The organism is Companilactobacillus insicii, from assembly GCF_003946015.1.
Classification (GTDB): domain Bacteria; phylum Bacillota; class Bacilli; order Lactobacillales; family Lactobacillaceae; genus Companilactobacillus; species Companilactobacillus insicii.
In genome coordinates, this window is the sequence record NZ_RHNU01000023.1 from 1 (window position 1) to 26,098 (window position 26,098).

At 34.8% G+C, this 26,098-nt stretch carries 26 protein-coding genes; all 26 read right to left on the bottom strand.

The annotated features are described in order from the left end of the window. Positions 1-84 precede the first annotated feature (84 nt). Positions 85-2,502 carry an SF1B family DNA helicase RecD2 gene (gene recD2, locus EKM79_RS08045; RefSeq protein WP_125567685.1) on the bottom strand — a complete coding sequence of 806 codons (2,418 nt, stop codon included), beginning with the start codon at positions 2,500-2,502 and terminating at the stop codon, positions 85-87. Further along, positions 2,489-3,133, bottom strand: a complete 645-nt coding sequence (locus tag EKM79_RS08050; protein ID WP_125567687.1) for a tetratricopeptide repeat protein — start codon at positions 3,131-3,133, stop codon at positions 2,489-2,491. The genes recD2 and EKM79_RS08050 overlap by 14 nt, the downstream gene beginning before the upstream one ends. Positions 3,134-3,141: 8 nt before the next feature. Beyond that, positions 3,142-3,792: a histidine phosphatase family protein gene (locus EKM79_RS08055; RefSeq protein WP_125567689.1), complete on the bottom strand. Its 651-nt coding sequence runs from the start codon at positions 3,790-3,792 to the stop codon at positions 3,142-3,144. A 132-nt stretch (positions 3,793-3,924) separates the two neighbouring features. Beyond that, the gene (mnmA, locus tag EKM79_RS08060) at positions 3,925-5,043 is read right to left on the bottom strand and encodes a tRNA 2-thiouridine(34) synthase MnmA (RefSeq protein ID WP_125567691.1); all 1,119 of its coding nucleotides are present in this window, start codon (positions 5,041-5,043) and stop codon (positions 3,925-3,927) included. 16 nt (positions 5,044-5,059) lie between these two features. After that, the gene (locus tag EKM79_RS08065; RefSeq protein ID WP_125567693.1) at positions 5,060-5,395 is read right to left on the bottom strand and encodes a hypothetical protein; all 336 of its coding nucleotides are present in this window, start codon (positions 5,393-5,395) and stop codon (positions 5,060-5,062) included. Positions 5,396-5,449: 54 nt separating this feature from the next. Further along, positions 5,450-6,598: a cysteine desulfurase family protein gene (locus tag EKM79_RS08070; protein ID WP_125567695.1), complete on the bottom strand. Its 1,149-nt coding sequence runs from the start codon at positions 6,596-6,598 to the stop codon at positions 5,450-5,452. 15 nt (positions 6,599-6,613) lie between these two features. Further along, entirely contained in the window at positions 6,614-7,306 is a 693-nt protein-coding gene (locus EKM79_RS08075; RefSeq protein WP_125567697.1) for a 5'-methylthioadenosine/adenosylhomocysteine nucleosidase, read from the bottom strand. A gap of 21 nt (positions 7,307-7,327) precedes the next feature. Next, positions 7,328-7,642 (bottom strand): hypothetical protein, encoded by a 315-nt coding sequence (locus tag EKM79_RS08080; protein WP_246005654.1) that lies wholly within the window; start codon positions 7,640-7,642, stop codon positions 7,328-7,330. Further along, positions 7,629-8,195 carry an NUDIX hydrolase gene (locus EKM79_RS08085; protein ID WP_125567699.1) on the bottom strand — a complete coding sequence of 189 codons (567 nt, stop codon included), beginning with the start codon at positions 8,193-8,195 and terminating at the stop codon, positions 7,629-7,631. Before EKM79_RS08085 ends, EKM79_RS08080 begins: the two co-directional genes overlap by 14 nt. Then, on the bottom strand, positions 8,188-9,609 hold the full coding sequence (locus tag EKM79_RS08090) for an MFS transporter (protein WP_125567701.1): 1,422 nt from the start codon (positions 9,607-9,609) through the stop codon (positions 8,188-8,190). Before EKM79_RS08090 ends, EKM79_RS08085 begins: the two co-directional genes overlap by 8 nt. A gap of 42 nt (positions 9,610-9,651) precedes the next feature. Next, a complete protein-coding gene (locus EKM79_RS08095; protein ID WP_125567703.1) occupies positions 9,652-9,879 on the bottom strand; it encodes a cold-shock protein in 228 nt (75 codons plus the stop codon). A gap of 3 nt (positions 9,880-9,882) precedes the next feature. After that, positions 9,883-12,663, bottom strand: coding sequence for an isoleucine--tRNA ligase (gene ileS / locus EKM79_RS08100; protein WP_125567705.1), 2,781 nt, complete (start codon positions 12,661-12,663; stop codon positions 9,883-9,885). Between the two features lie 182 nt (positions 12,664-12,845). Further along, a complete protein-coding gene (locus tag EKM79_RS08105) occupies positions 12,846-13,685 on the bottom strand; it encodes a DivIVA domain-containing protein (protein WP_125567707.1) in 840 nt (279 codons plus the stop codon). A 15-nt stretch (positions 13,686-13,700) separates the two neighbouring features. Next, positions 13,701-14,498 (bottom strand): YlmH family RNA-binding protein, encoded by a 798-nt coding sequence (locus EKM79_RS08110; protein WP_125567709.1) that lies wholly within the window; start codon positions 14,496-14,498, stop codon positions 13,701-13,703. Continuing rightward, positions 14,498-14,764, bottom strand: a complete 267-nt coding sequence (locus EKM79_RS08115; RefSeq protein ID WP_125567711.1) for a YggT family protein — start codon at positions 14,762-14,764, stop codon at positions 14,498-14,500. The genes EKM79_RS08110 and EKM79_RS08115 overlap by 1 nt, the downstream gene beginning before the upstream one ends. An 18-nt stretch (positions 14,765-14,782) precedes the next feature. Beyond that, positions 14,783-15,184: a cell division protein SepF gene (locus tag EKM79_RS08120; RefSeq protein WP_125567713.1), complete on the bottom strand. Its 402-nt coding sequence runs from the start codon at positions 15,182-15,184 to the stop codon at positions 14,783-14,785. A 25-nt stretch (positions 15,185-15,209) separates the two neighbouring features. Further along, complete coding sequence (gene ftsZ, locus EKM79_RS08125; RefSeq protein WP_125567715.1) at positions 15,210-16,445, bottom strand: cell division protein FtsZ; 1,236 nt, start codon at positions 16,443-16,445, stop codon at positions 15,210-15,212. A 45-nt stretch (positions 16,446-16,490) separates the two neighbouring features. After that, positions 16,491-17,834 carry a cell division protein FtsA gene (ftsA, locus tag EKM79_RS08130; RefSeq protein WP_125567717.1) on the bottom strand — a complete coding sequence of 448 codons (1,344 nt, stop codon included), beginning with the start codon at positions 17,832-17,834 and terminating at the stop codon, positions 16,491-16,493. A gap of 77 nt (positions 17,835-17,911) precedes the next feature. Further along, a complete protein-coding gene (locus EKM79_RS08135; protein ID WP_125567719.1) occupies positions 17,912-18,613 on the bottom strand; it encodes a cell division protein FtsQ/DivIB in 702 nt (233 codons plus the stop codon). 16 nt (positions 18,614-18,629) lie between these two features. Further along, on the bottom strand, positions 18,630-19,739 hold the full coding sequence (murG, locus tag EKM79_RS08140) for an undecaprenyldiphospho-muramoylpentapeptide beta-N-acetylglucosaminyltransferase (RefSeq protein WP_125567721.1): 1,110 nt from the start codon (positions 19,737-19,739) through the stop codon (positions 18,630-18,632). Next, entirely contained in the window at positions 19,739-21,109 is a 1,371-nt protein-coding gene (murD, locus tag EKM79_RS08145) for a UDP-N-acetylmuramoyl-L-alanine--D-glutamate ligase (RefSeq protein ID WP_125567723.1), read from the bottom strand. Before murD ends, murG begins: the two co-directional genes overlap by 1 nt. A 10-nt stretch (positions 21,110-21,119) precedes the next feature. Continuing rightward, on the bottom strand, positions 21,120-22,085 hold the full coding sequence (gene mraY, locus EKM79_RS08150) for a phospho-N-acetylmuramoyl-pentapeptide-transferase (protein WP_125567725.1): 966 nt from the start codon (positions 22,083-22,085) through the stop codon (positions 21,120-21,122). A 26-nt stretch (positions 22,086-22,111) separates the two neighbouring features. After that, complete coding sequence (locus EKM79_RS08155) at positions 22,112-24,277, bottom strand: penicillin-binding transpeptidase domain-containing protein (protein WP_125567727.1); 2,166 nt, start codon at positions 24,275-24,277, stop codon at positions 22,112-22,114. Continuing rightward, the gene (ftsL, locus tag EKM79_RS08160; protein ID WP_125567729.1) at positions 24,274-24,642 is read right to left on the bottom strand and encodes a cell division protein FtsL; all 369 of its coding nucleotides are present in this window, start codon (positions 24,640-24,642) and stop codon (positions 24,274-24,276) included. Before ftsL ends, EKM79_RS08155 begins: the two co-directional genes overlap by 4 nt. Before the next feature lie 16 nt (positions 24,643-24,658). Further along, positions 24,659-25,609: a 16S rRNA (cytosine(1402)-N(4))-methyltransferase RsmH gene (gene rsmH, locus EKM79_RS08165; protein ID WP_125567732.1), complete on the bottom strand. Its 951-nt coding sequence runs from the start codon at positions 25,607-25,609 to the stop codon at positions 24,659-24,661. Continuing rightward, entirely contained in the window at positions 25,599-26,030 is a 432-nt protein-coding gene (gene mraZ, locus EKM79_RS08170; protein ID WP_125567763.1) for a division/cell wall cluster transcriptional repressor MraZ, read from the bottom strand. Before mraZ ends, rsmH begins: the two co-directional genes overlap by 11 nt. Positions 26,031-26,098: the final 68 nt, after the last annotated feature.

Consider the following 26,098-nt stretch of genomic DNA (forward strand, 5'->3'; position numbering starts at 1 on the left):
TGTCACCAGTAGAATACCGGGAACATGCTTTAGCAGCTTAAATATTTAATTTTGTCTAACTTTTGTCTTGCACTTCATAATCTACTAAGCATTTTTCTTTTCCATAAAATCAAATGGCGTGACATTATCCATACCAATCATTGGATCTATAGCACTATTCATTACCATATCTAAAGTTAAAATATAGTCTTTAAGTTGTTCTGGTTCTGGTTTTTCTTTATCATCATCACTATCTTCCGGCTCATTTTCTTCTAAAACATCAGGATTTACTTTAAAAGTCTCAAAAACTCTTTCTTTCAATGTAGTATTACGTTCAGATGACTGATCAGTAATAGAACGTTCAAATGCAGACTGATCTCCCACCATAATAAGCAACTTACGAGAGCGTGTTATTGCCGTATATAGCAAATTACGCCTTAACATACGAGATTCCTCATTAACTAGTGGTAATATAACCATCTCAAACTCGGATCCTTGTGCCTTATGGATTGATGTACAATAGGCCAACGCAATATTGGTCCAATCTTTTCTATCCAATGTTACTTCATTTCCATCAAAGTCAATTACTAATTTATCAACATGATCGGTATTTTCCTTAGCTAACAAAATACCAACAATTTTTCCTATTTCACCATTAAAAACATTATCCTCTGGTGTATTCACCAGATATACAACTTTATCCTTTATTCGATAATGTACATTCCCCATCGCTACTTGTTTACGTTTAGGAGTCATAGGGTTAACAACATCTTGAATGGTTTGATTTAGGTTATCAATTCCTGCGATTCCTCTATACATTGGTGCTAATACTTGAACATCAGAAATATCAAAACCTCGCTCACTTGATTTACTGATGATTTGCGACAATACTTCAGGAACATTTCGACTACTACTACGAATAAAGCTTCTATCCGATTTATTTTTAAAAATATCATCATTAACTATACCTTCATTAACATCATGTGCTAATTGAATAATAGTTGAATCCTCATCCTGACGATGAATGTCCTTCAATATTGTCGTAGGAAACACTTTACTATTAATTAAATCAGAAAAAATTTGTCCGGGACCAACTGAAGGCAATTGATCCTTATCACCTACAAGAACTACCTGTGTTCCCGGTTGAACAGCAGTTATTAAAGTTCTAAATAATCTAGTATCCACCATCGACATTTCATCGATTATTAAAAGTTTGCAATTCAATGTTGGTTCAGCATACTCATCATCCTCAGTTCCTGTTAGCCCCAAAAGCCTATGAATTGTCATTGCAGGCAATCCAGTTGACTCTCCCATATGTTTAGCAGCTCTTCCGGTAGGTGCGGCTAAAGCAATCGCATAGTCCTCAGATGATGGATCCAAAGTTGCATCGTTTAATTTGGCATACGCGGCTACAATTCCATTAATAATGGTAGTCTTACCAGTTCCTGGACCACCAGTCAGCAGAAACAATGAATGGGTCAAGGATTGTTTAATGGCTTCTTCTTGTGAAGGATCATATTTTACTTTAAACATTTTTTCAACGTGTTTTAATTCTTTTTTAAAGTCTTCATCTTTCCACGAAACGCCCTTAAAGGTATCAGTAACCATTTTTAATGATTGAGAAATGGACCATTCTGCATCAAAATAATTTTTATCGTAAACTCGATTATCTTCGACTAATAAAACACCATCATTAACTAGATCTCGCAGGCAATTAGCAATCTTTTCTCCTAGTTCCGCACCGTTTTGATTATTAGACTGCAGAACTCCTATTGCCCTCTTTAAGAGATCTTCTTTATTAATATAAGTATCACCAGTACTTTGGATAATAACCGTAACAAATTGCACTAAGGCTCCCTTTATACGACGAGGATTGTCCTCAGGTATACCCAATCTTTTAGCCAATTCGTCAGCTCTTTTAAAACCAATTCCTTTGACCTCTGTAACTAGTTTATATGGATCCTCATTAATAACTTCTAAAGTCTTAACACCGTATTTTTGATAAATTCTAGCACCAAGGACATTCCCAAATCCAAAATTATTTAATTGATACAATACTTGTTCAGTTTGGTGATTTTTCGAAATCTGTTCAACAATCAAATTTGTCTTCTCTTCACCCAGCTTTAAAAAATCTAAGGCATTCGGATCTTGAAGAATTTTATCAATCGCATCGGTCCCTAATTCATCAACAATTTTTTCAGCTTTTTTCTTACCTATTCCTGGAAACTCTTCACCAGAAAAGAAATTGATCAACTCTTTTCGACCATTAGGTCGGCTATGTTGATAAGTATCAGCTTGAAATTGTTTACCATACTTAGGATGATCTACCATTCGTCCTTCAAACTTATATTCTTCCTCTTCAGAAATTTCACCAAAACTTCCCGTTACAACAATATCGCTGCCATCCCAGTCGGTATTGGTCTTCTTTATTTTAATCGTAAAAATTTTAAATAAGTTTTCAGGATTCTCAAAAAAAATAGCTTTGACAGTCCCAATGAAATATTCTTTTTCATTTTCTGTCATCGCTATCTCCTGTCTTGGTTAAAAACTGTTGTAAATTAGACAACTTTTTCTCATTTTTTAAATAGTATTTTTCATCCAACTCTTTAGACTTGTTCAAATAACTCTGATATTTTTGATTGAGGTTCATGGCACACAATGCCATATTGAAATAATATTTTGCGGATGGTTTTATTGCATTAGCTTTTTCATAGTAATTCATAGATTCGTTAAAATTACCATTTGATAGCAACAAATCAGCCATTAGTTCCAATCCTGCAATGTCCTCTGGATTCTTCTCAGTCGCTGTTAAGGCATAAACTATAGCCATTTGTTTATTGCCTTGCTCATCTAAAGTCTTAGCTTGCATAAAAAATGCTTCAAATCCATAATCATCTTGAATTAATTTCTGGAATATTTCACTAGCCTTATCATATTTGGATGCCATAAAATAAACATTACCAAGGTTATAACGTAGATCCTTTTCGCCTGGAAAATTAGTTAACGAACGTATTAGTAATTCTTCTGCTTGTTCTAAATCACCTACTTCAACCAAATAAGCAGATAATTTAAGAACTTTGTTCAATTGTTTGTTGTTTAACTTTAAATCCTTAACTAAATCTTTAATTTCTTTTTCAATTTGTTTCTTATCCATCTAATACCTCATATTGTATCTGTACTTGAAAGTTTCTTGTCCAGATACCCTGTCTCATTCCACTTAATCAATTTATATTGACCATCAGAATATCTCAAATGGGTCAAACTAGTATTTGATAATCCGCCATCTTTACGAATATCCGCAATTTTTGTACCAAGTAATGATTGAATACAAGTTACAAGTGCAGCACCATGACTAACAATTAATGCTGTACTATTTGAAGAGCTTTTATCAACTATTTCTTGAACCGATTCATTGGTACGCTTAGCAACTTGTTCAAATGACTCACCCTTAATTCTTTGATAGTCATAAGTACTTGGTTCAAACCTAAAAGAGTGTATTACTTCTGGCATTTCTTTTTCTAATTTTACAAATTTTTGCCCTTCCATAATTCCAAGATCAAATTCTCGCAGTCCCGGAACAATTGTTAAAGGAATTTCACGATGCATATCCTCAATCAAAGTTTCGGCAGTCGTTTTTGCTCTTGGTAATGGACTTGTATATGCATGGTCTATTCTTACATCTTTTAGTCTTTCAGCCAATTTACTAATATCGTGTAAACTTTCTGGCAATAGTGGTGAATCACCATGACCACCTTGATATTTTCCCTCTAAATTCCATTCAGTTTTTCCGTGTCTGACAAAATACAAATCCATATTATTCACCTTACAAAGTTAATTAGTTACTATTATGAAGATTTACACCGTTTTTTTCAAGTTGTAACAAAGCATATACAAAAATAGACCAAGGTTTTAAACCGTGGTCTACATACTTTTGCTATTTTAATTCTAAATATATTGTAACTTCTTAGTTTTCATGTAAGCAGCATCGATAGTTGCGCCACCAAGACACTCTTCACCATCAAAGAAAACAACTTCTTGTCCAGGTGTAATTGCACGTACAGGATTGTCAAAGTCAACACTGACCTTACCATCACCTAATACGTGAACTGTAACACCAGTATCTTGCTGACGGTATCTAAACTTAGCTGTGCAGTGGAACTCATCACCGTAGTCTAGTCCTGTAATAAATGACAAATCAGATGCTTCCAAATGATCAGCATATAATCTTGGATTATCATATCCTTGGTCAACGTAAAGAATATTCTTAGACATATCCTTACCGACTACAAACCAAGGTTCATTTGACTTACCATTTCCACCAATTCCAAGTCCTGATCTTTGACCAATTGTGTAATACATCAATCCAGCATGCTTACCTTTAACTTCACCATCTGGAGTCATCATTGTTCCAGCTTGTGCAGGTAAGAACTCACCTAAAAACTTTCTGAAGTTTCTCTCACCAATAAAACATACACCAGTTGAATCCTTCTTCTTAGCAGTAGCCAAACCTGCCTCTTCAGCAATACGGCGTACCTCAGACTTTTGCATTCCACCAATTGGGAACAAAGCCTTTTGTAGCTGATGTTGTTGAACCGTACTCAAGAAATAAGTTTGATCCTTATTAGCATCGCCGCCACGAAGTAAATGAACGACGCCATTATCATCACGAAAGCTTTGTGCATAGTGACCCATAGCAATATAATCAGCATTAAGCTTCTCAGCGTAATCCAAAAAGGCCTTAAACTTAACTTCCTTATTACACATAACATCAGGGTTTGGTGTTCTGCCCTTACGGTATTCATCCAAGAAATACTCGAATACACGATCCCAATATTCCTTCTCAAAGTTAACAGAATAGTAAGGAATGCCAATCTTGTTGGCAACCTTAGCTACATCTTCATAGTCTTCTGTTGCTGTACAAACTCCAGCGTCATCAGAATCATCCCAGTTCTTCATGAACACACCGATGACCTCATAGCCTTGTTGTTTAAGTAAAAGAGCACTAACTGATGAATCAACTCCTCCACTCATTCCAACAACAACGCGCTTCTTCTTATTATCCATAAAAAACCTCTCCACTCTAATCCTTGATAAGTACTTTCTTTTCAATCATAAAATCTAATAAATATCTAAGATCACTTACTTCTTTATCAGTATCTTTTAATTTAAAGATGTTAAGATTGTGCATACCACTTTTATCAGTAGTAGCTAATTTAAGATTATCCAAATCTTTATTGATGGAAACCTTCAAGACATAACGTGCATCGTATGGTGAACTACCATTGATTGGACGTTCAAGGCGGAAATTACCTTGTTTAGTTTCTTGAAAACCAACATCTCGTAATGCATACTTTTTAATTTCAGGACTAAGTTCATAAAACTCTGTATCGCCTAAAATTTGTGCCTTTTTACTCATAGTAAAAACCTCCTAAGTGAATTCTCATAATAATTAAAGTCTGAATAAAAGTAACTAATTAGTCAAGTCTTTAATGATATCAACTAATTTATTAGAGAACTTAACAATTTCATCTTCAGTATTGTCTTTTCCAAAACTGATTCGAATCGAATCGTTAACCTTAGGACTGTCTTCACCAAACATAGCTACTAAGACGTGTGAAGGTTCAAGGCTTCCTGCTGTACAAGCAGAGCCACCGGAAACAGCAAATTGTTCTAGATCCAGTCTAGTTAACAATACACCGCGATCAACCCCTGGCAGATAGAGATTGAAGACATGATTCAGAGCGTGTTCGTCGGTTGGTCCGTTAACCTCAAATGGGACATTATTTGTTTTTAAAATTTCTTGAATTTTTTGTTTAAATCCATAATAACGATCACGGCGTTCATTTTTTACTTCAGGAGTAATTAACTTAACCGCTTGGGCAAATCCAGCGATTGCAGGTACATTTTCAGTACCAGCACGTCGTTTTGTCTCTTGATCGCCCCCCTTAACAAATGAAGGAATATGAATATCATCATTTATATATAGAAATCCAATAAATTTAGGACCATTGATCTTGTGAGCTGAAGTTGACATCATATCAATATGCTCAGCTTTCACATCAATATCTTCCTGACCGTATGCTTGAACCGCATCAGTATGGAAGAAAGCTTGATGGTCTTTCAATAAATCACCAATTTTAGATATTGGATTTTTTGCGCCGGTTTCATTATTACCATACATAATAGAAACTAAGATTGTATCATCCGTTAAGGCTGATTTTACTTGATCAACAGTAATTTTTCCACGAGAGTTTGGCATCAGATAAGTGATATCAAAGCCCAATGTTTCAAGATACGCCATCGATTTCAAAATAGCCTCATGTTCGACAGCAGTAGTAATAATGTGTTTACCTAATTTTTGACGTGATAAAGCTGTTTCAATAACAGCAGTATTATCACTTTCAGTTCCACCACTTGTAAAAACGATTTCTGAATCTTTAGCATTAATACTTTTAGCAATAGTATGACGACTTTCATCCAATACTTTACGTGCCTGACGACCAAAATAATTGGTTGCAGACGCATTACCAAAATTATTTGCCATTTGTTCAGAAATGACATCAACAACTTCAGTAGCCATTGGTGTCGTGGCAGCATTATCTAAATAAGTAAACTCCAATTTAAAAATCCCCTTCTATACTTCTTGATTCAAGAAATTTAATAACATTTGTACCGACTTACGACCAGCTTCAATAACAAAGTCGTCGAAATTAACACTAGCATCTTCGTCTCCCACATCACTCATTGAACGAATTACAACAAATGGTGTTTTGAATTGTGCACATACCTGAGCTACAGCTGCACCTTCCATTTCAGATGCCAAGACATCTGGGAACGACTTTTTAATTGTAGCAATTTTTTCTTTTGAGTCAACAAATTGATCTCCAGTCACAATTAAACCTGTATGAGAAACTAAACCTGTCTTCTTTGCTGCAGCTTCAATTTTTTCTACATAATCTTCATCAGCATAAAAATACAATGATTGTTGTGGCAATTGTCCAACAGCATATCCAAAACCAGTAGCATCCACATCGTGATATGCCAAGCGGCGTGAGATTACTACATCACCTATTTTCAATCCTTCGCCAATACCACCTGCAGAACCAGTATTGACAACAAAGTCTGGTTGATAACGATCATTGATCAATGTAGCAGTCATCCCAGCTTGAACTTTACCAATACCACTTTGTGCTAAATAAACTGAATGTGATTTGTAATTACCAATGGTAAATTCCACACCAGCGACCGTTTCATTCTTTACATTACTCAATGATTCTCTGAGTAGTTTAATTTCTTCCTCCATTGGAACAATAACGCCAATTTTCATTAAAAAATCTCCTTTTTAGTTTTAAACAAAAAATAATATCAAAAAAACAATGACAATTAAGCCGAATACCGTAATGATGGCAATATTTAATCTTTTTTTCAAACGATTTGTCTTATTCTCAAAAGATATCATTTTTTCTTGTTTTATTTGATCAGGATGTTCTCTTTTATACTCTAATTCCACACGTTTTCGTTCCTGATCACGTAATTCTCTTTGTCTCTTTTCGACCTCATCAGCCGAAACCACTGAACCGTTAGATTCTTCCTTTTTACCACTTGAAAAAGTATCCATCAAAATATCTTTAAATTTATTCCAAAGTTCATTAAGCTTTTGCATTCATTAACTCCCAATATGTAACAGCATAAATAGATTTGGCATCACAAATTACTCCAGCCTTAATCTGTTCTTTGGCCTCTTTGAGAGTCAATTTTTCAACATTAAGAAATTCGTCAGGATCAAGTGGACGTTTATTTTCAACTTCTCTTAAATTATCCGCTCTAAACATTGTTATTTTTTCATCTGAATAACCAGGACTTGAATAGAACGACGTAATCTCTTCTAATTGATCTGTAGTCAAGCCTAACTCCTCATTCATTTCACGAAGAGCAACTTCCTTCAAGTCTGAACCTTCATCCTTATCAATTTTTCCAGCAGGAACTTCCAGTGTCTCTTGTTCCATTGGCTCGCGCCATTGACGCACAAATACCATTTTATCATCAGACGTAAAAGGAATAATTCCTACGGCACCATGATGCCTTACCAATTCTCTGATTGCTGGAACACCGTTAGGCAAAATGACTTGCTCAACGTCAACATTAAAAATTTTCCCACCAAACATTCGTTTTGAGGCAACTACCTCTTCATAATATCTTGAATCTTCTTTATCCATTCTTTAAACCTCGTGATTTTAATAATCTAATAACAGACATAATTATAGCAATTAAACAAATTACTAATGCAAATGACATTGTAACACGCATACCATCAATAAAGATATCTGGTCTGCCATCGATGTATGTTGTAACCGGCTTGCCATAGAATTGACTCATCGATAAAAACAATACCGTGGTTGAAAATGATACACCTATTATCATCCCTAAATTACGTGACAATGCATTCAAGCCACCTGCAATACCTAAGTCCTTGGGGTCAACAGAGCTCATAATCATCGTATTATTGGGTGCTTGAAATAACCCATTTCCTAAACCATTCAAACCAATGAACAACAATATAAACCAGAGTCCTGTATTTACATTAAAGAATAGATATCCCATTTGAGCAATAGCCAAGACACTTAAACCAGCAATTGTTAGCAAAGTTGGATTAATTTTGGCTGACATCTTACCAGAAATAGGTGCAACAATGACTTGAACAATTGGAAACATCATTAAAATATAACCTGCAATAGAAGCTTTCATACCTAAAGCATTTTCTAGATAAAATGGAGATACAACATTAAAGAAAAAATTAGTTACAAAAATTAAAAATCCAACTACTAAGCCAAGAGTAAAATCATGGTTTTTGAATATTCTTAGTTCAATCATTGGTTGATCTGTAATCTTTTGTAAATGAATAAATAGTAAAAAGAACGCTACAGATGCAATGAATGTCAAAATAATATATATATTACTAAAGCCAACCGATTGACCAATGAATATTGCTGCAAAGAATAATATCAATGTAATAAAGTAAACGGCAAAACCTCGGCCATCGATTTTTTCGGGATTCTTTGGTTCTTTTTTAGGTAAATTCAAATATCCTAACAGTAATGCAATCGCCCCGATAGGTAAATTGATCCAGAAAATATAACTCCAGTGGAACTGCGACAAAATCAAACCACCAATACCAGGCCCAGCAATCGCACCAATAGATACAAATGAACCTATATAACCCAACGCGTATCCTCTCTCATTAAACGGAAATGTTTGAGTGATAATACCATTATTAGTCGCCATTGCCATTGATGCACCCAAAGCTTGTACCACGCGTCCAACTAATAGAATGGGTAAATCTACACCAAAACCACATATCAGTGATCCGATTATAAATAGCATTGAACCTAATTTAAAAACTTTGATCTTTCCAATCGAGTCAGCCAACTTACCGAACAATAATAAAAATATACATATGGTAACTAAGTAAACTGATACGATCCATTCAGCCATATTCATCGGAATATTCAAATCTTTACTAATTACAGGCAAAGCAATATTAACGATAGAGCCATCTAAAGTTGACATTAAAGTAAAAATACCTACCGAGATCAATATCATCCATCGTTTTGGATTTACTTCCTCACTCATATAAACTCTCCTAAATAAATTATTTCAATAAAAAAGAAAGCACTATTCAGCGCTTTCTTCATCTTGTTCAGCTTCTAATATAGTAATATTGACTGCTTGTGGACCCTTGAATCCAGGAGCAACTTCAAATTCTACATTTAAATCAGGCTTAATAAAGTAATCTTCACGATTAAGAATTGAATCCGCAAAGAAAAAGATATCTTCTTCTCCATTATTAATAAATCCAAAACCACGTTCAGTATTAAAACGTACTATTTTTCCTTGAAACATATATTAGCCCTCAAAACCTTCTTCAATTGTTTGAGGATATTCCTCAGTAACAATCTTAGCACATCTTGCACAGAATGTTGGGAAGTTTGAGTCATCTCCAACATCTGTCTTGATCATACGACATCTTTGACATACCTCACCATCAGCCTTTTCAACTAATACACTAGTATCTTCATACTTATCCGCATTAGCTGGAGCAGCGTCAGTACTGATTTCAAATTGAGAAACAATTAATAGTTGACCAAAGTTACTATCAATCTTAGCAAAAGTCTCTTGCAATTCTTTACTTGGATAAACTGTAACTTTAGCTTCGAGTGATTTACCGATCAACTTATCTGCACGTGCAACTTCTAGTGATTTAAGTACATCGTCACGGAAGTTCATGAATACTGACCAGTCTTTTTCGATTTCATCTGAGTCAGGAATTTCTTCAACTTCTGGCATTTCAGCTAATTGAACGTATTCCTCAGGCTCTTTCAAGTATTCCCAAACTTGTTCCATTGTATGTGGCAAGATTGGTGTCATCAATTTAGCAATCTTAACAACTGCGTCATAGATAACTGTTTGCATTGAGCGACGTGAATGTGAATTCTCAGGATCAATATAAACAACGTCCTTGGCAAAATCCAAATAGAATGTTGAAAGTTCGTTAGTAATGAAGCGAACAACATTCTTAGTTACATCTGCAAAATCATATTCATCATACTCTGCATGCAAATCTTTAACTAAATCATTTAACTTAACAGCAATATACTTATCTTCTGGGCGAAGATCTTCATATGCCACACGATTAGTCTTAGGATCATAATCAGTTGTATTAGCAATCATAAATCTAAGTGTATTACGGATTTTACGGTATGTTTCTGAAACTTGCTTAAATGAATCTACTGAAACTTGGACATCTGAACTTGAATCTACTGAAGCAACCCATAGACGAATAATTTCAGCACCAAATTGTCTTTCAATATCAGATGGAGCAATAACATTACCCAATGATTTACTCATCTTAACGCCATTTTTATCCAGCGTGAAACCTTGAGAAAGAATTGCCTTATAAGGTGCAACACCAAAAGCAGCAACAGATGTAATCAATAATGAATTAAACCAACCACGATATTGGTCAGATCCTTCAAGAACTAGATTTGCTGGGAAAGTTAGGTTATCGCGCAATTTAGCAACACCAGCATGTGCTGTTCCTGAGTCAAACCAAACATCCATAATGTCTGTTTCTTTAGTAAATTTACCGTTAGGACTTGCTGGATTTGTGTATCCTTCTGGAAGAAGATCCTTTGCTTCACGTTCAAACCAGACGTTTGAACCATACTTACCAAACAAATCAGCAACATGATCAATAATTTCTTTTGTCATGATAGGTTCGCCATTTTCAGCATAGAAAATTGGAAGTGGTACACCCCAGGCACGTTGTCTTGAGATTACCCAATCACCACGATCACGAATCATATTGTATAGACGTGTCTTACCCCAGTCAGGGATAAAACTTACTTTTTCAAGTTCTGACAACAATTGAGTTCTAAACTTATCGATTGAAGCAAACCATTGTGGTGTAGCACGGAAAATAACGGGCTTCTTTGTACGCCAATCATGTGGATAACTGTGAGTGAAGAAGTCCAACTTCAATAGTGAGCCGTTCTCTGTCATTCTCTCAGTAATCATCTTGTTGGCATCATCGTAGTAAACACCTTTATATTCAGGCACTTCATCAGTAAAACATCCGTGCTCATCAATAGGTGAGAAAATCGGTAACTTATATTTCATACCGACAACAAAGTCATCTGCACCAAAACCAGGTGCTGTATGAACCAAACCTGTACCATCATCTAATGTAACGTGGTTACCAAGAATCAATAGTGATTCACGATCATACAATGGATGTGTTGCTGTTAAACCTTCAAGTTCTGAACCTTTGAAAGTCTTAAGAATTTCAACATTTTCCCAACCAAGTTTTTCTTCCAAGAAACTAATACGTTCTTCAGCAACAACATACTTGTTACCGTCAGCATTAATTAATGCATAGTTGAACTTAGGATTAACACAAATAGCTTCATTTGATGGTATTGTCCATGGAGTGGTTGTCCAAATAATAAATGAAGTATCATTATCTAATAAGTCTTTACCGTCACGAACCTTGAATGCAACAAAAATTGATGGTGATTTAATATCTTTATACTCAATTTCAGCTTCAGCAAGTGTAGATTCTGATGATGGTGACCAGTAAACGGGTTTCTTTCCGCGATAGATATAGCCCTTATCAACCATTTCGCCAAATACTTTAACTTCTTCTTTTTCGAACTCTGGTTGATATGTAATGTATGGGTGATCCCAATCAGCTGAAACACCTAGACGTTTAAATCCAGCCATTTGCTTTTTAATTTCACCTTCCGCAAAGTCTAAGCACATCTTACGATATTCAGACATACCGATTTCCTTACGTTTTACACCTTTTTTGGCCAATTGTTGTTCAATTGGAAGACCATGAGTATCCCAACCAGGAACATATGGTGAACGAAAACCATTCATAGAATGATAACGTACAATAATATCCTTTGAGATCTTGTTCAAAGCGTGTCCCATATGAATATCACCATTAGCAAATGGTGGTCCATCTAATAATTCAAAAGTTGGTTTACCTTCATTTAATTTTTGACGCTTTTCATAAATTTTGTTTTCTTCCCAAGCCTTTTGCCATTCTGCTTCTTTATTCGGCAGATTTCCACGCATCGGGAATTTTGTTTTTCCTAAATTAAGTGTATCTTTGACTTTCATTCCTTCACCCCATTTAAAATTAAAAAGAACCCATCCAATTCTAGGACGAGTTCTTCGTTATACCACCTATTGGTAATTAATTATGCGATTGTTTAAGAGTTGATATACTAAATAAATTATTTTACTAACCTCACACCATACGTTAGCTCGCTGAAAAAATGTTTTATAAAGCACTTGTTCTCTTAATTATTAGATCCCTTTTCATCAGTACCAGAATCATCAGGCTCATCATCGGCAAAATTAAAAGTTGGAGCATTTTGCTCATGATTAACTGTATAAGGATCTTCTGGTTCCTCATCGGGAATATTGTTATTATAGTTCATTTGTTCTTCATTGGGAATGGTATCTGACGAATTTTCATAATCAGTTTGTACATTTTCATAGTTGTCACCTTGTGAATCAACATTATTTTGATTAAAATTATTCGATTCTGAATTATCATTCTGACCCTGAGCAACATTTTGATTTGCATTTTGATTATAATCATCCTGCATACCAACACGTTGCTTCAAATCATTAGTTGATGTTTCCTGAGATAACTTTTCCCATTCTGGACTTTTAATCATATTTAATTGTTGACGCAAAATTTCTTCCAACCCACGTCTATAATCAGCAGACTTTTTCTTTAAATCATCCGTCTCAATTGTAACTTGTCTTGCTTTACTAGAAGCATCCTCAAGTATTTGATTAGATTTAGCAGTAGATTGATCCAATAAGTCTCGAGCTTTTTTTTGCGATTCCTCTACTATAATCTGTGCTTCTTGTTCAGCGTTGGTTTTTACCTTATCCGCAGCATCTTGAGCAACTATAATTGATTGGTTCAAGGCATCTCGCATATCTGTAAAATACTTTAACTGTTCTTTAGTATCTTTCAATTCTTTTTGAATCTGTTCGTTCTTTTGCAGGGCAAGATCATAATCCTGAGCAACCTGTTTCAGAAATTTATCTACTTGATCGCGGTTGTAACCACGGAATTTATGTTCGAATTCCTTATCATGTATTTCTATTGGTGACAATACCATAATCTCCACCCCTATTTATTTATTAATGATATTAACAAACAATATATATTTATTGCCCTTAGACTTACCCATAATATCATTAATTCTTACTCGACCATAACCACGTACACTCAAAGTGTCATTAATCGTAATAAAAGAACTTGCGTTTTTATTTGGCACCCAATTAATCTGGACTTTACCATGTTCAACTAACGTTTTTGCAGTTTGTCTTGACAGATCGTACGCTGTCGCAACAACCGTATCCAAGCGCAATGAGTGTACATTTATTACTTCATCGTGTGAATCGTCCTTTGGTAACAAAAGCTCGTCAAAATTTTTTTGTGACAAATGAACTTTGTATGGTCCTATCTTTTGGACCTGGTCAGATACAAAATTCTTCATCTGATCAAACACAAAGAATTGCCAATTTTCACCATCAGTAATTATATCTCCAAAGTGATCTCGTTCAACTCCTGATCCAGTTAAAGCACCTAAGATTTGTCCGTGATGTAGATTAGCAAACTTTTCTGGATACCTAATCTCAAACATTGAAATCTTAAAGTCAGATTCTTTAGGTACAAAATAGTCAGGAGCAATAATACCCCTGACTCTCTCTGCACCCTCAAACCCGCCAAAATAATGAACATAAAGATCATCATACTTGTTGACGAGATTATTTAGAATCAGCTGTTCTCTTAAATTAAGAAAATCAGTTAATTGTGGGATATACATAGTTTGTGTTCTAAGTAGCAGATCGCTCATTTTATCAATGAAGGGCTTTTCTTCTGGACGAAAATATCCACTTTTTAAGCTTACATTTTCTTTTTCAGTCATTAGATTATATAAAAAATCACTTTCTGTACTAATTCTAGAATAATCAAAGCAATCAGTGGGGAAAAATCAATCATTCCAAATCTTGTTGGAATAATCTTCGAAATTGCTCTGAAAAATGGTTCAACCAGACTAGCAATAAAGCGGCCAAATACGGAATTATATAGTGCCGGTATAAATGTCAAAATACAATAAACAAACACAATCAATTCATATATTTGGAACGCCCCACCAATTATTACTGGTAAACCGTAAGAAATACGATCCATAAGGTTCCCCTATCTATTTTATTCGTTTAGTTCTGGAATACTTCCATCAATTTCAAACTTAGGAGGAGTACATAAGAAAATTTTGTCTCCAACACGTTTGATTTCACCATTAAGAGCATAAATTGAACCAGTTAAGAAATCGACGATTCTCTTTGACTGCTCATCATTTATATTATTGAAATTAACAATTACAGCTTTGTTATTCAATAATTGCTTAGCAACTACTTTAGCATCTGAATATACTCTTGGTTGATAAATAGCTATTTTACTACTTGCAGTTCTAGGCTCGCTTGCAGCATTCATAGAAACTACCTTCTCATTACCAGAATAGTCAGCTGTTGGTTGTTCAACATTATCTTGTTCATCATAACTATCTTCGTCATTAATTCCAAAGAAATTACCTAACTTTTCAAAAGCCATAATAGGTTCTCCTTCTTACTAAAAATTACTTATTATTTCTACGCTTGAAAATTGGAGGAGTTGAATCATCGTCATTATCATTCAAATCAATTGTTTCAGGTTTCTTAAAGATTTCAAAATCACCCTTTTCGCCAGAAACATTGTTACTATTTGAACTTTCATCATGATTAATATCCCAATCAGCCAATGGGTCACTTGCTTGTTGCTTTGGAGCTTGTTTAGGAGCTTCACCTTGAACATTATTATCCAAAGTTGCCATGCGATTATTTAATTGAGGACGCTTTGGAACAGGTCTCTTCTTATCTTCACTTTCAACACCAGTGGCAATAACAGTAACTTTAACTTGATCACCTAGTGTTTCGTCGATTGAAGTACCAAAGATAATATTAACATCAGAAGTAGCTTGTTCAGATACAATTTGTGCTGCATCTTGTGCTTCAAACAATGATAAGTCTGGACCACCTGTAATATTAAGCAATACTTGCTTAGCGCCATCGATAGAAACTTCCAGTAATGGTGAAGAAATGGCTTTGTTTGTCGCATCAGTGATTCTATTCTCACCATTAGCTGTACCAATACCCATAAGAGCGGATCCTTGATCAGACATAACTGTTTTAACATCAGCAAAATCCAGGTTAACAAAGCCAGGTGATGTGATTAAATCAGAAATACTTTGAACACCTTGACGTAGAACATCATCAGCAATACTGAAAGCTTCGCCCATAGGTGTCTTCTTATCAACGATTTCCAATAATTTGCTATTTGAAATGATAACTAATGTATCAACATCCTTCTTAAGCTCAGTGATACCATCAGCAGCAAAACGTGAACGTTTTGAACCTTCAAAAGCAAATGGACGTGTAACGACACCAACGGTCAACGCACCACTTTCCTTAGCAATACCAGCAACTATAGGAGCGGCACCAGTACCAGTTCCACCACCCATTCCAGCAGTGATAAAGATCATATCTGCACCATCAAGTGCTTCTTTAATCGCTTCTTCACTTTCTTGAGCTGCTTTTTGACCGATTTCTGGATTTGAACCTGCACCAAGACCTCTTGTCAGTTTAGGTCCCAATTGAATTTTTGTTTCGGCTTGAGAACTTTCTAGTGCCTGTACATCAGTATTGGCCGCAATAAATTGCACACCCTTGATGCCAGAATCAACCATTCGGTTAACGGCGTTGCCACCAGCGCCACCAACACCGATAACTTTAATAACTGCTCCCGTATTGTTATTTGAATCCAATGAATATTCCATTAAGGAGTTCCTCCTACTACTTTTACTTTTATTAATAATTAATGTTTAATCAAAAAACTTACTCCAGAAGTCCTTAACCTTGCTCATCTTTTTACCCTTTGCAGGTTTTGATTCTTGAACCTTTTTCTTTGGTTCAGGATCTGATTGAACTGGTTTTGATTCAGGTTCTTCTTCAGTCTGTTGCTGTAAAACTCGCTGAGGAGTTGAATTCTTCAAACTGATAGTAGCACCATTAACAACATTATCAGCTATAACACCAATATCATTCAACCTTGAAGCATAAGTAACTAATCCTAATCCAAGTGAATATGAAGGATAACGCATTCCCATTTGTGAAGGAACATAACTCTTAACTTTTACGTCAAAAATTTGTTTAGCAAGTTTTTCAACGTTCGGTGTAGCAGCTACACCACCAGTTAGAACAATACCTCCAGGAAGTGAGAGAGCACCCGCATCTTCAAGTGGGTCTTTTAATCTTGTGAAAATTTGTTCCAGTCTAGCTTCGATTATTTCAGCTAAATACTCTTCTGAAATTGCTTCTGGTTCATTTTTACCGACAACATCTACACTAATTGTTTCATCAGTGGAAGCATCATCAGCATCAGCATTTCCATAGTAAAGCTTCAATTGACTAGCATTTTCAATCGTAGTATTTAATACGACCGAAATATCATGAGTAACATAGTCTCCACCTTCAAAATCAACTGTTGAAAGTTTGAGATTATGATCGTGAACAACTGAAGCCGTTGTCTGACCAGCACCCATATCAATAATTACTGCTCCAAAATCACTTTCACCATCATCCAAAACAACTTGGCTTAAAGCCATAGGTGATATAACTTTGTGAGTAATATTTAGGCCAGCTTGTTGGATAGCTTTTTTTGTATTATGAACGATCGTTTTGGGAGCGGTATAGATAAGTCCCTTCATCTCAAGACGAACACCTATCATACCCCTAGGATCTCGAATATTATTGAAACCATCCACTGAAAACTGTTTTGGTATCAAAGAAACAACTTCACGTTCACTAGGTAAGTTCTGAACCATGGCTGCGGCCATGACTTGTCTTACATCATTTTCATTTATTTCCTTTGACTCAGTACCAACTGCAATCATCCCTTGGCACTTTTCAATTTGTAACATATTAGCGGATATTGCCACTACAACGTCACGTATCGTTATATTTGCCTGAGTTTCAGCTTTTTTTACGGCCTTCTTAATGGCACCTGCAGCTTTGTCTATATCGACTATAACGCCACGGTTGACTCCTTCAGATCTCTCGCTTCCTACGCCGACGACACTAACTTTGTCCCCTGACGATTCAGCAACCACTACTTTGATTGAATTGGTACCTATATCTAGACCTACAAAAAATTCAGAATTGTCCATTAATCGTGGCAGCCTCCCTTACCTAGAAAAAAATCTATTCATTAGAAAATTTTAACACAAATTTGAGTATATTAAACCTATTTCTTATCATTAAACGGATAAGAATATGCACCTACTTCGAGATTTATGACACCTTTCTTTTTCATCTGTGAAGCAATGCCAGGATAATACTCCATCTTTGCTTGAACTGTTCTGATATCCGCTACAACCTTATTACCATCGTTCATATCAATTTTTACTCGATATGGATTAAGTTTAGTTGGAGAATTATAAAACTCTGAAACATTGGTTTTAACATTATCATTTAATTTTTTATATATATTTGATATTTTTTTTAATTCATTTTTATTATCAAAACCACTATATATCGGATAATTACCAATAGGTGCTTTCATCTTTTGATTTATAATGCGCCCATTGTTTATTATTCGATAATAATAGCCGTCTTTATAAATCAACCCTAGGGTTTGATACTCAGTAACTTCAATAGTTAAATCTCTAAAATTATTAGTTTTAAATGAAACATCCTTAATGGATGGCAATTTAGCTCTTGTTCGATCTGTTATTGATTTCTTTTCAAAAAATACACTCATAAGTAATGTATTATCGTTAATCTTAGTTGCATCAATAACTTGTTGACCACCTAAATCATTAACACCTTTAACAGAAATATTTCTGACTTTACTTAAAGGTGAACCAAAATAGGCTATAAAGATAATTACTAAGGCAATGAAAAAAATCACTATATTTTTAATATTATTCTTTCTTTTCGATGCCATTGTAAAAACCTCAACATTATTTATTTACTAAATTAGTCATGACTTTAATCAATCGATCAGATGCATCTGGTACTCCTGCCTTTTTAGAAGCTTCAGACATAGAACTTTGAATAGTTTTGTCATTCATAATCCGATTTATTTCATCAAATAATCCATCAGCAGTTAACTCTGATTCTGGTATAACTTTAGCTGCACCATTTTTAGCTACAGACATTGCATTCTTAGTTTGATGGTCATGTGTAACGTATGGACTAGGAATGAATATTGATGGAATGCCCAAAGCTGTTATTTCCGCAATACTTGTTGCTCCACTACGACCAACAATAAGATTAATATCGGGTAAAACCTCGGGCATATTATCAATATATGGTAATACAGAGATATTTGCACTGTTTAAGTACTTTTTATCAATATTTTTAATTACATCATCGTAATGTACACGACCCGTTACAAATAATACTTGATAGTTTTCGTTAGAAAACTTTTCCATTGCACTTATTGCCGCATTATTGATTGGAGTTGCACCTCGTGAACCACCAAAAATCATGACAGTTGGAATATCAGGCGTTAAGTTTAATTCCTTTAGTCGATCATTTGGTTCAATACTAACAGCTTCCTGAGCACGTGGATTGCCTGTAAAAACAATTTTACGTTTCTCAGAAAATTGGTCTTGAGCTTCTTTAAAAGCAATCGCAATTTTATCAACAAAATGTCCCAAAAATTTATTAGTCACTCCAGCAATTGAATTCTGTTCGTGAATAATCGTAGGTATGTGCAACCTATGAGCTGCATATACCACAGCACTAGATACATACCCACCAGTACCAATAACGATATCAGGTTTAAAATCCTTAACAATCTTTTTAGATCTACCAACACTGGATAAGAACAATTGCATTACTTTTACATTTTCAAAAGTAAGCTTTCGTTTGAATCCTCTTATTTCAATTGTCTCAAATTTAATACCCGCTTGCTTAACTATTTTGCTTTCTAAGCCGTTTTCGGTACCAACGTACAAAACATCATCAATCATATCTCGTTCCTTTAGACGCTTAATTAACGCCATTGCGGGATAGATATGACCACCAGTGCCACCACCGGATACTATAACTCGTAGTTTGTCCATTAGTTTTCCCCTTTTAATGCTTCGACCTCGTCAATATATTGGTCTCCACGTTGTTCAAAAGTATCAAATTGATCCCAACTAGCTGCTGCTGGCGACAATAATACGACTTCGCCTTCAGTACTTTGCTTATAGGCTTCTGGAACAGCCTCTTTCAAATTGTTTACTTTAGTAATGTTACCAATTTCAGCCTTTTTTGCAGCATCAACCATCTTATCAGCTGTTTGACCATACAAAATAATATTTTTGACTTTTCCCTTCAAATATGGAACTAACTCATCAAAACCGTTTCCTCGATCAAGACCACCGGCAATCAAGACAATCGGTTGTTTAAAAGCACTTAATGCAACAATTGTTGCTTCAGTATTAGTGGCTTTCGAATCATTATAAAATTTTCTGCCATTGAATTTATCTACATATTGGATACGATGCTTTACACCTCTAAATGATGTGAGTACATCAATAATATCTTCATTGCTTACATCAAATAATTTAGCAACATTAATGGCTGCTAAAGCATTTTGAACATTGTGCTCACCAGGAACTTGAAGTGAATCAGTATTCATTACAAATTCCTTATTGAAATAAATTTCATCGTTTTTAGCATATGCACCATCAGTCAAAGTTTGTTCATCAGAGAATGGTTTGATGACAGCCCTTGATTGTTTTGCTAAGTTTCTCCACTCTTCTGTATTCCAATTTACAATGAAATAATCATCTTTAGTCTGATTCTTTGTAATATGCATCTTTGCTTTAATATAATTTTCACGACTACCGTGAAAATCTAAATGTGTTGAATAAATGTTATTAAGGACAGCAACATGAGGATGTAAATCAATTGTACCTTCAAGTTGAAAACTTGATAATTCTGTCACAACAACGTCATTTGATGTAGCTTTTTGTATAACATCTGAAATAGGAATACCTATATTACCTGCGTAGTATGAATTCTTAAATTTAGGCGAATGAGCAAGCATTAATTGGATCATTGTTGTAACTGTTGTTTTACCATTTGTCCCTGTAACAGCAACCATAGTAGCATCTGAGTAACTATAAGCAATTTCTGGTTCAGTAATGACTGGCACTCCAATTTCTTGAGCATGTTTTATCAATTCATTTGAATAAGGAATTCCAGGATTTTTAACAACATAATCGTAGGAATCATCAACCAAATTTGCATCATTACTACCGGTAATAACGTTAAATCCTTCATCCAATAATTGTTTAGCTTCTTTATTTCCCTCAAGTGGATTTGAATCAACTACAGTTACATTCGAATTCATCTTTTTTAGTAGTTTTGCAACTGCAAAACCACTCTTTGCAAGACCTAATACTAGTATTTTTTTATTTGAATAATTACTTTCTGTTTTCATGACTGACTTCCTACATAAATAAGATTAAATAAATTCCTGAACAAATAATACCTACAATCCAAAAAACAATATCAACTTTCCATTCATTCCAACCTAACATCTCAAAGTGATGGTGTATTGGTGTCATTTTAAAAATACGACGATGAAAAACTTTGAATGAAAATACTTGTAACATAACACTTGCCGTTTCGATAACATAAACCAAACCAATCAATAACAATGACCAGTATCTACCGAGCAAGATAGAAATAACTGCCAATCCGGCACCTAATGCTAAAGATCCAACGTCACCCATAAAAATTTTTGCAGGTTTATGATTAAATACTAAAAATGCTAATAAAGCACCAACAACCGCAAAACAGATTATTGCTAGATCTATACGATTTTGATATAGAGAAATATACCCATAGGTGGCATATGAAATGGTTCCTAGGCCACCAAGTAATCCATCCAAACCATCTGTCAAATTAGTTGCATTAGAAAAGCCAACCAACCAAAAAATAGTAAATAAAATAAAAATTACTGGCGAATCAATCGATAGAAGTCCTGGGATAGAAAAATTCATTGGTAACTGATTATCGTTATATACATACAAGAAAATGATACCAACAATAATTTGCAAAGACATTTTTTGCCATGCTCTAAGTCCCAAATTTCTTTTTTTAAATACCTTGATAAAATCATCAATAAAGCCAATGCACCCATATATTACAATCACAAAAGTAGTAATCAATAATGAATGAGTCAATTGACCTTGCCAAAGTCCAACCCAAATACTCGTAATAGCAGTAGCTAGAATTATTAGCAAACCACCCATAGTTGGTGTTCCTGATTTTTTTTCATGCCATTTTGGTCCTACTTCACGGATCGACTGACCTTCTTTATGTGCTACTAGATATCCAATTAGAAACGGCATGAGTATGGCAACAATTGCCGCAGCACTAGCGATATCTATAACAATATTACTAAGTTCCATAAAAATCCCCTTAATCATTTAACAATTTATTTATTTTCCAACGTAACTATAATTTTACCACTATCACTAATTACTTGACCTTTTTCAAGAGACTGTTTTGTAACATATCCATCACCTTTGGTCGTAACATGTGCACCAGTGACTTCAGCAAACTTCATTACATCATTCTTAGACCAACCAGTTAAATCAGGCATAGTCATCGCACCATTGGTTAACAGTACAATTCTTTGACCTGGCATAACTTTTTCACCGCTAGCAGGAAGCTGCTGAACAACCTTATTACCAGTGCCAATAACACCTGCTTGCAGTCCCATTTTCTTTATCTCTTTAGTAGCTTCTTCAGTTGTATTATTTAACAAACTTGGAATGCTTACATACTGACTACCAGCTTCTGTGGTATTAGTTGGAGATTTCCCTTGACTGATTAAACGTTTAACTAAAGGATTGAAAATTTCTGAAAGAATTTTTTCAGGGGCCTCACTCATTTGCTGTGGCTGTTGCATTGTTATATACACAATGTAATTAGGATCATTGTATGGAATCAATCCTGCAACAGAAAAAATATAGTTATTTTTACCAGTTAAATAGCCACCATCTGGTGATGCAATCTGTGCTGTACCAGTTTTAACTCCAACTTTGACACCAGGGACATTATAAACCATACCAGTACCATAATTCTTCGTAACGACTTGACGCATAGCTTTTTGAACTTCTTTTGCGGTACTTGATTTAATTGGTGTATCGACAACTGTTCTTTTATATGTTTTGGTTGTTTTTCCAGTTGTTGGATCAACAATTTTTTGAATAATTTGCGGTTTTATCATTTTACCGCCGTTTGCAATCGCTGAAAATACCTGTAACATTTGCATGGCATTTACATTGACACTCTGTCCAAAGGACGTCATTGCTCGATCACTTGTATGTTCATACGAAATACTTCCTGAAACCTCACCAGGTAAATCAATATTCGTCTTATCACCTATATGGAACTTTTTCATATATTCCATCCAAGTTTTTGAACCCATTTCTTCTTCTAAGTGAACCATTCCCACATTTGATGAACGTGGAAATGCTTCAGAAACTGGAATATACCCCCAACCAGCATTGTTCCAATCACTGATTGTGCGTCCACCAACTTCAACAGAACCTGATTTATATAATTCATTTGGCTTATAATTACCAGAATCAATTGCAGCAGACAAAGTCATTATTTTCATAACTGATCCAGGCTCATATTGATCTTCCACTAAGGTGTCACGCCAACTATCATTTAATCCCTTTTTCGTAGTTGGATTAAAGGTTGGGCGTTGAGTAGCAGCTTCAATTGCGCCTGTTTTAGCATTCATAACTACAATTTGTAAATTCTTAGGAACATATTTGTCAGTGATATCTTGAGCTAATATTTCAGCGTATTGTTGAATTCGACTATTTAAGGTCAAATAAATATTTGAACCATCAATTGAACTCTTTTCAACTATTTGTGACCCAGGTAACTCATTACCATTTGAATCAACCTTAGTAATTCGTTTTCCGTTTTTACCAGTCAAAATTTTATTAAAATACTTTTCAATACCCATAACACCACTAATATTACTATTAGTATCATTAGCATTATCGGCTTTAGTAATTCCAACTAAATTAGTAGCAAAAACACCATTAGGATAAGATCTAGAAGGTAGTTCTACAAAATGTATTCCTGGGAGTTCATTATTTTTAATCTTATTCTTTATTTCAATAGATAATCCACGACCAGCTTGACCAAACTCCACTTGATACTGTCCCTTGTTTTTAGGATTCAAGAATTTAATTATTTCTTTTCTAGAAAGGGGCAAATATTTACTTAATACTCGTGCAGTTTTTTGTTTATTTTTAACAAAGTCATCTTTTCCGTCTGTCGTTTTTGCTTTCTTAGATAAAACAGCGTAAATGTTATAGATCGTGGAATCACCAGCAATCATATCGCCATTTGCATCTAAAATATCTCCACGCTTGGCATTTACTTTGGAAACACGCTCATATTTCATTTTTGTTCTTTGTTCCAAATTAACGCCGCTATATTCCTTGCGCGTAGATATAGAAGCAAATCTGTATATACTGACAACAAAAAAAAGGGCAGTCGCAATCAATATTATCCCACCAACGATATAATGATTGCGTCTTGCCTTATTTTTAAATATTTTTCCAAATTTCATTTTGATACGTTCCTTACGTTTTTGTTACTCATTTTTAAATTGTATTTCTTTGCAAAGGCTGAAAGACGATCAAAGCTGGTCATTTCAGATATTTCTTGACGTAAGTTTACGTTATCGGTGTTTACTTTTGTAATTTCAGTTGAGATATGATCCAAATTATTTTGAGCAGAAGTCATTGAAACCTTAATACTTACTAATGAAACCATCAAAACCAACGTTAAAAAACCAAGGCCAACGATTAAAGTTGCCTCTAATTTTGATAACGCTACTTTATGTGTTGCGGGTTTTGGCGCCGCAGCTGGATTTGATTGTGGTTGTTCTACTGTTTCATAATTTGGCAGATTTCTGGCTGTACTTTCTCTCATTATAAATTCTCCATAACTAAATCTTCTCAACAACACGTAACTTTGCACTATGTGCACGATTATTTTTGTCTAATTCATTTTTACTAGGTAAAATTGGTTTTCTAGTAATTTGTTTTAATAACGGTTTTAAATTGTCCGGTACCACGGGGAGACCCCTTGGTAGATCAATTTCTGAATTTTCTTTGAAAATGTGTTTTACAATTCGATCTTCTTTAGATTGGAATGTAATAACGCTGATTCTACCCTTAGGTGCCAGCAAATCAATTGCTTGCTCTAACGATCTCTCAAGTGATCCTAGCTCATCATTTACAGCAATTCTAATGGCTTGAAAGATTCTCTTAGCAGGATGACCACCTGTACGACGTCTTGCAGCTGGAATAGAGTTTTTTACAATATCAGCTAGTTCTAACGTCGATGTTATTCTGTGGTCTTCTCTAATACGCTCTATTGAACGAGCTATTTGTTTAGAAAACTTTTCATCACTATATTTATAAAAAATACTGACTAATTCATTATACGACCAGTCATTAACAATCTTTTCAGCATCTAAATCTTGTCTTTGATCCATTCGCATATCTAATCTTGCTTCTTTTTTATAGCTAAAGCCACGAACCGCATCGTCAAACTGTGGTGATGACACCCCTAGATCATAAACAACTCCATCAACTGCGAAGACGTTTAATTCGTTCAAACACTCTTTCATATTTTCAAAATTGTCACGAATCAACACAAGCTTATTAGTACCAATAATATCGGAACTTTGCTCAATTTTTTCACCGGTCTTTATGGCAGCTTCATCACGATCAAATGCATAAACTGTACTATGGTTAATGCGTCCAAGTAATTCCTTGGTATGCCCTCCGCGACCAAAAGTCGCATCGACAAAAATAGCATTATCCCTAGGATTTACTTCATCAATTGTTTCTTTTAATAATACTGTTTTATGTACAAATTCATTAGAAGTCAAAGTCAGTCATTTTCTCCGATATTTCTTCAAAATTGTCCTCAGCTTGTTGGCTAAACTCTTTCCATTTATCTTCGTCCCAAATTTCAATTCGGTCCGAAACACCAACTACCACGCAATTCTTTTTTAATTTAGCAAATTCTATTAAAGACGAAGACAAGTTAACTCGTCCTTGTTTATCAAATTCCATTTCACCTGCTGCGGAATAAAAGAATCTAGTAAAAGAACGAGCATCCTTTTTAGTTAAAGGCAACTTATCCAACTGAGCCTCAAGTTTGCTCCATTGTTCCATGGAATATCCAAATAAGCATCCGTCCATACCCCGAGTAATTACAAACACATCCCCAATTTCTTTACGAAATTTTGCAGGAATAATTATTCGCCCTTTACTATCTATGGTGTGATGAAACTCACCCATGAACATCCACGGTTCACCTCTATTCTTTAACACTTTCTAATTTACCACAAATCACCACAATTAACCACTTCATA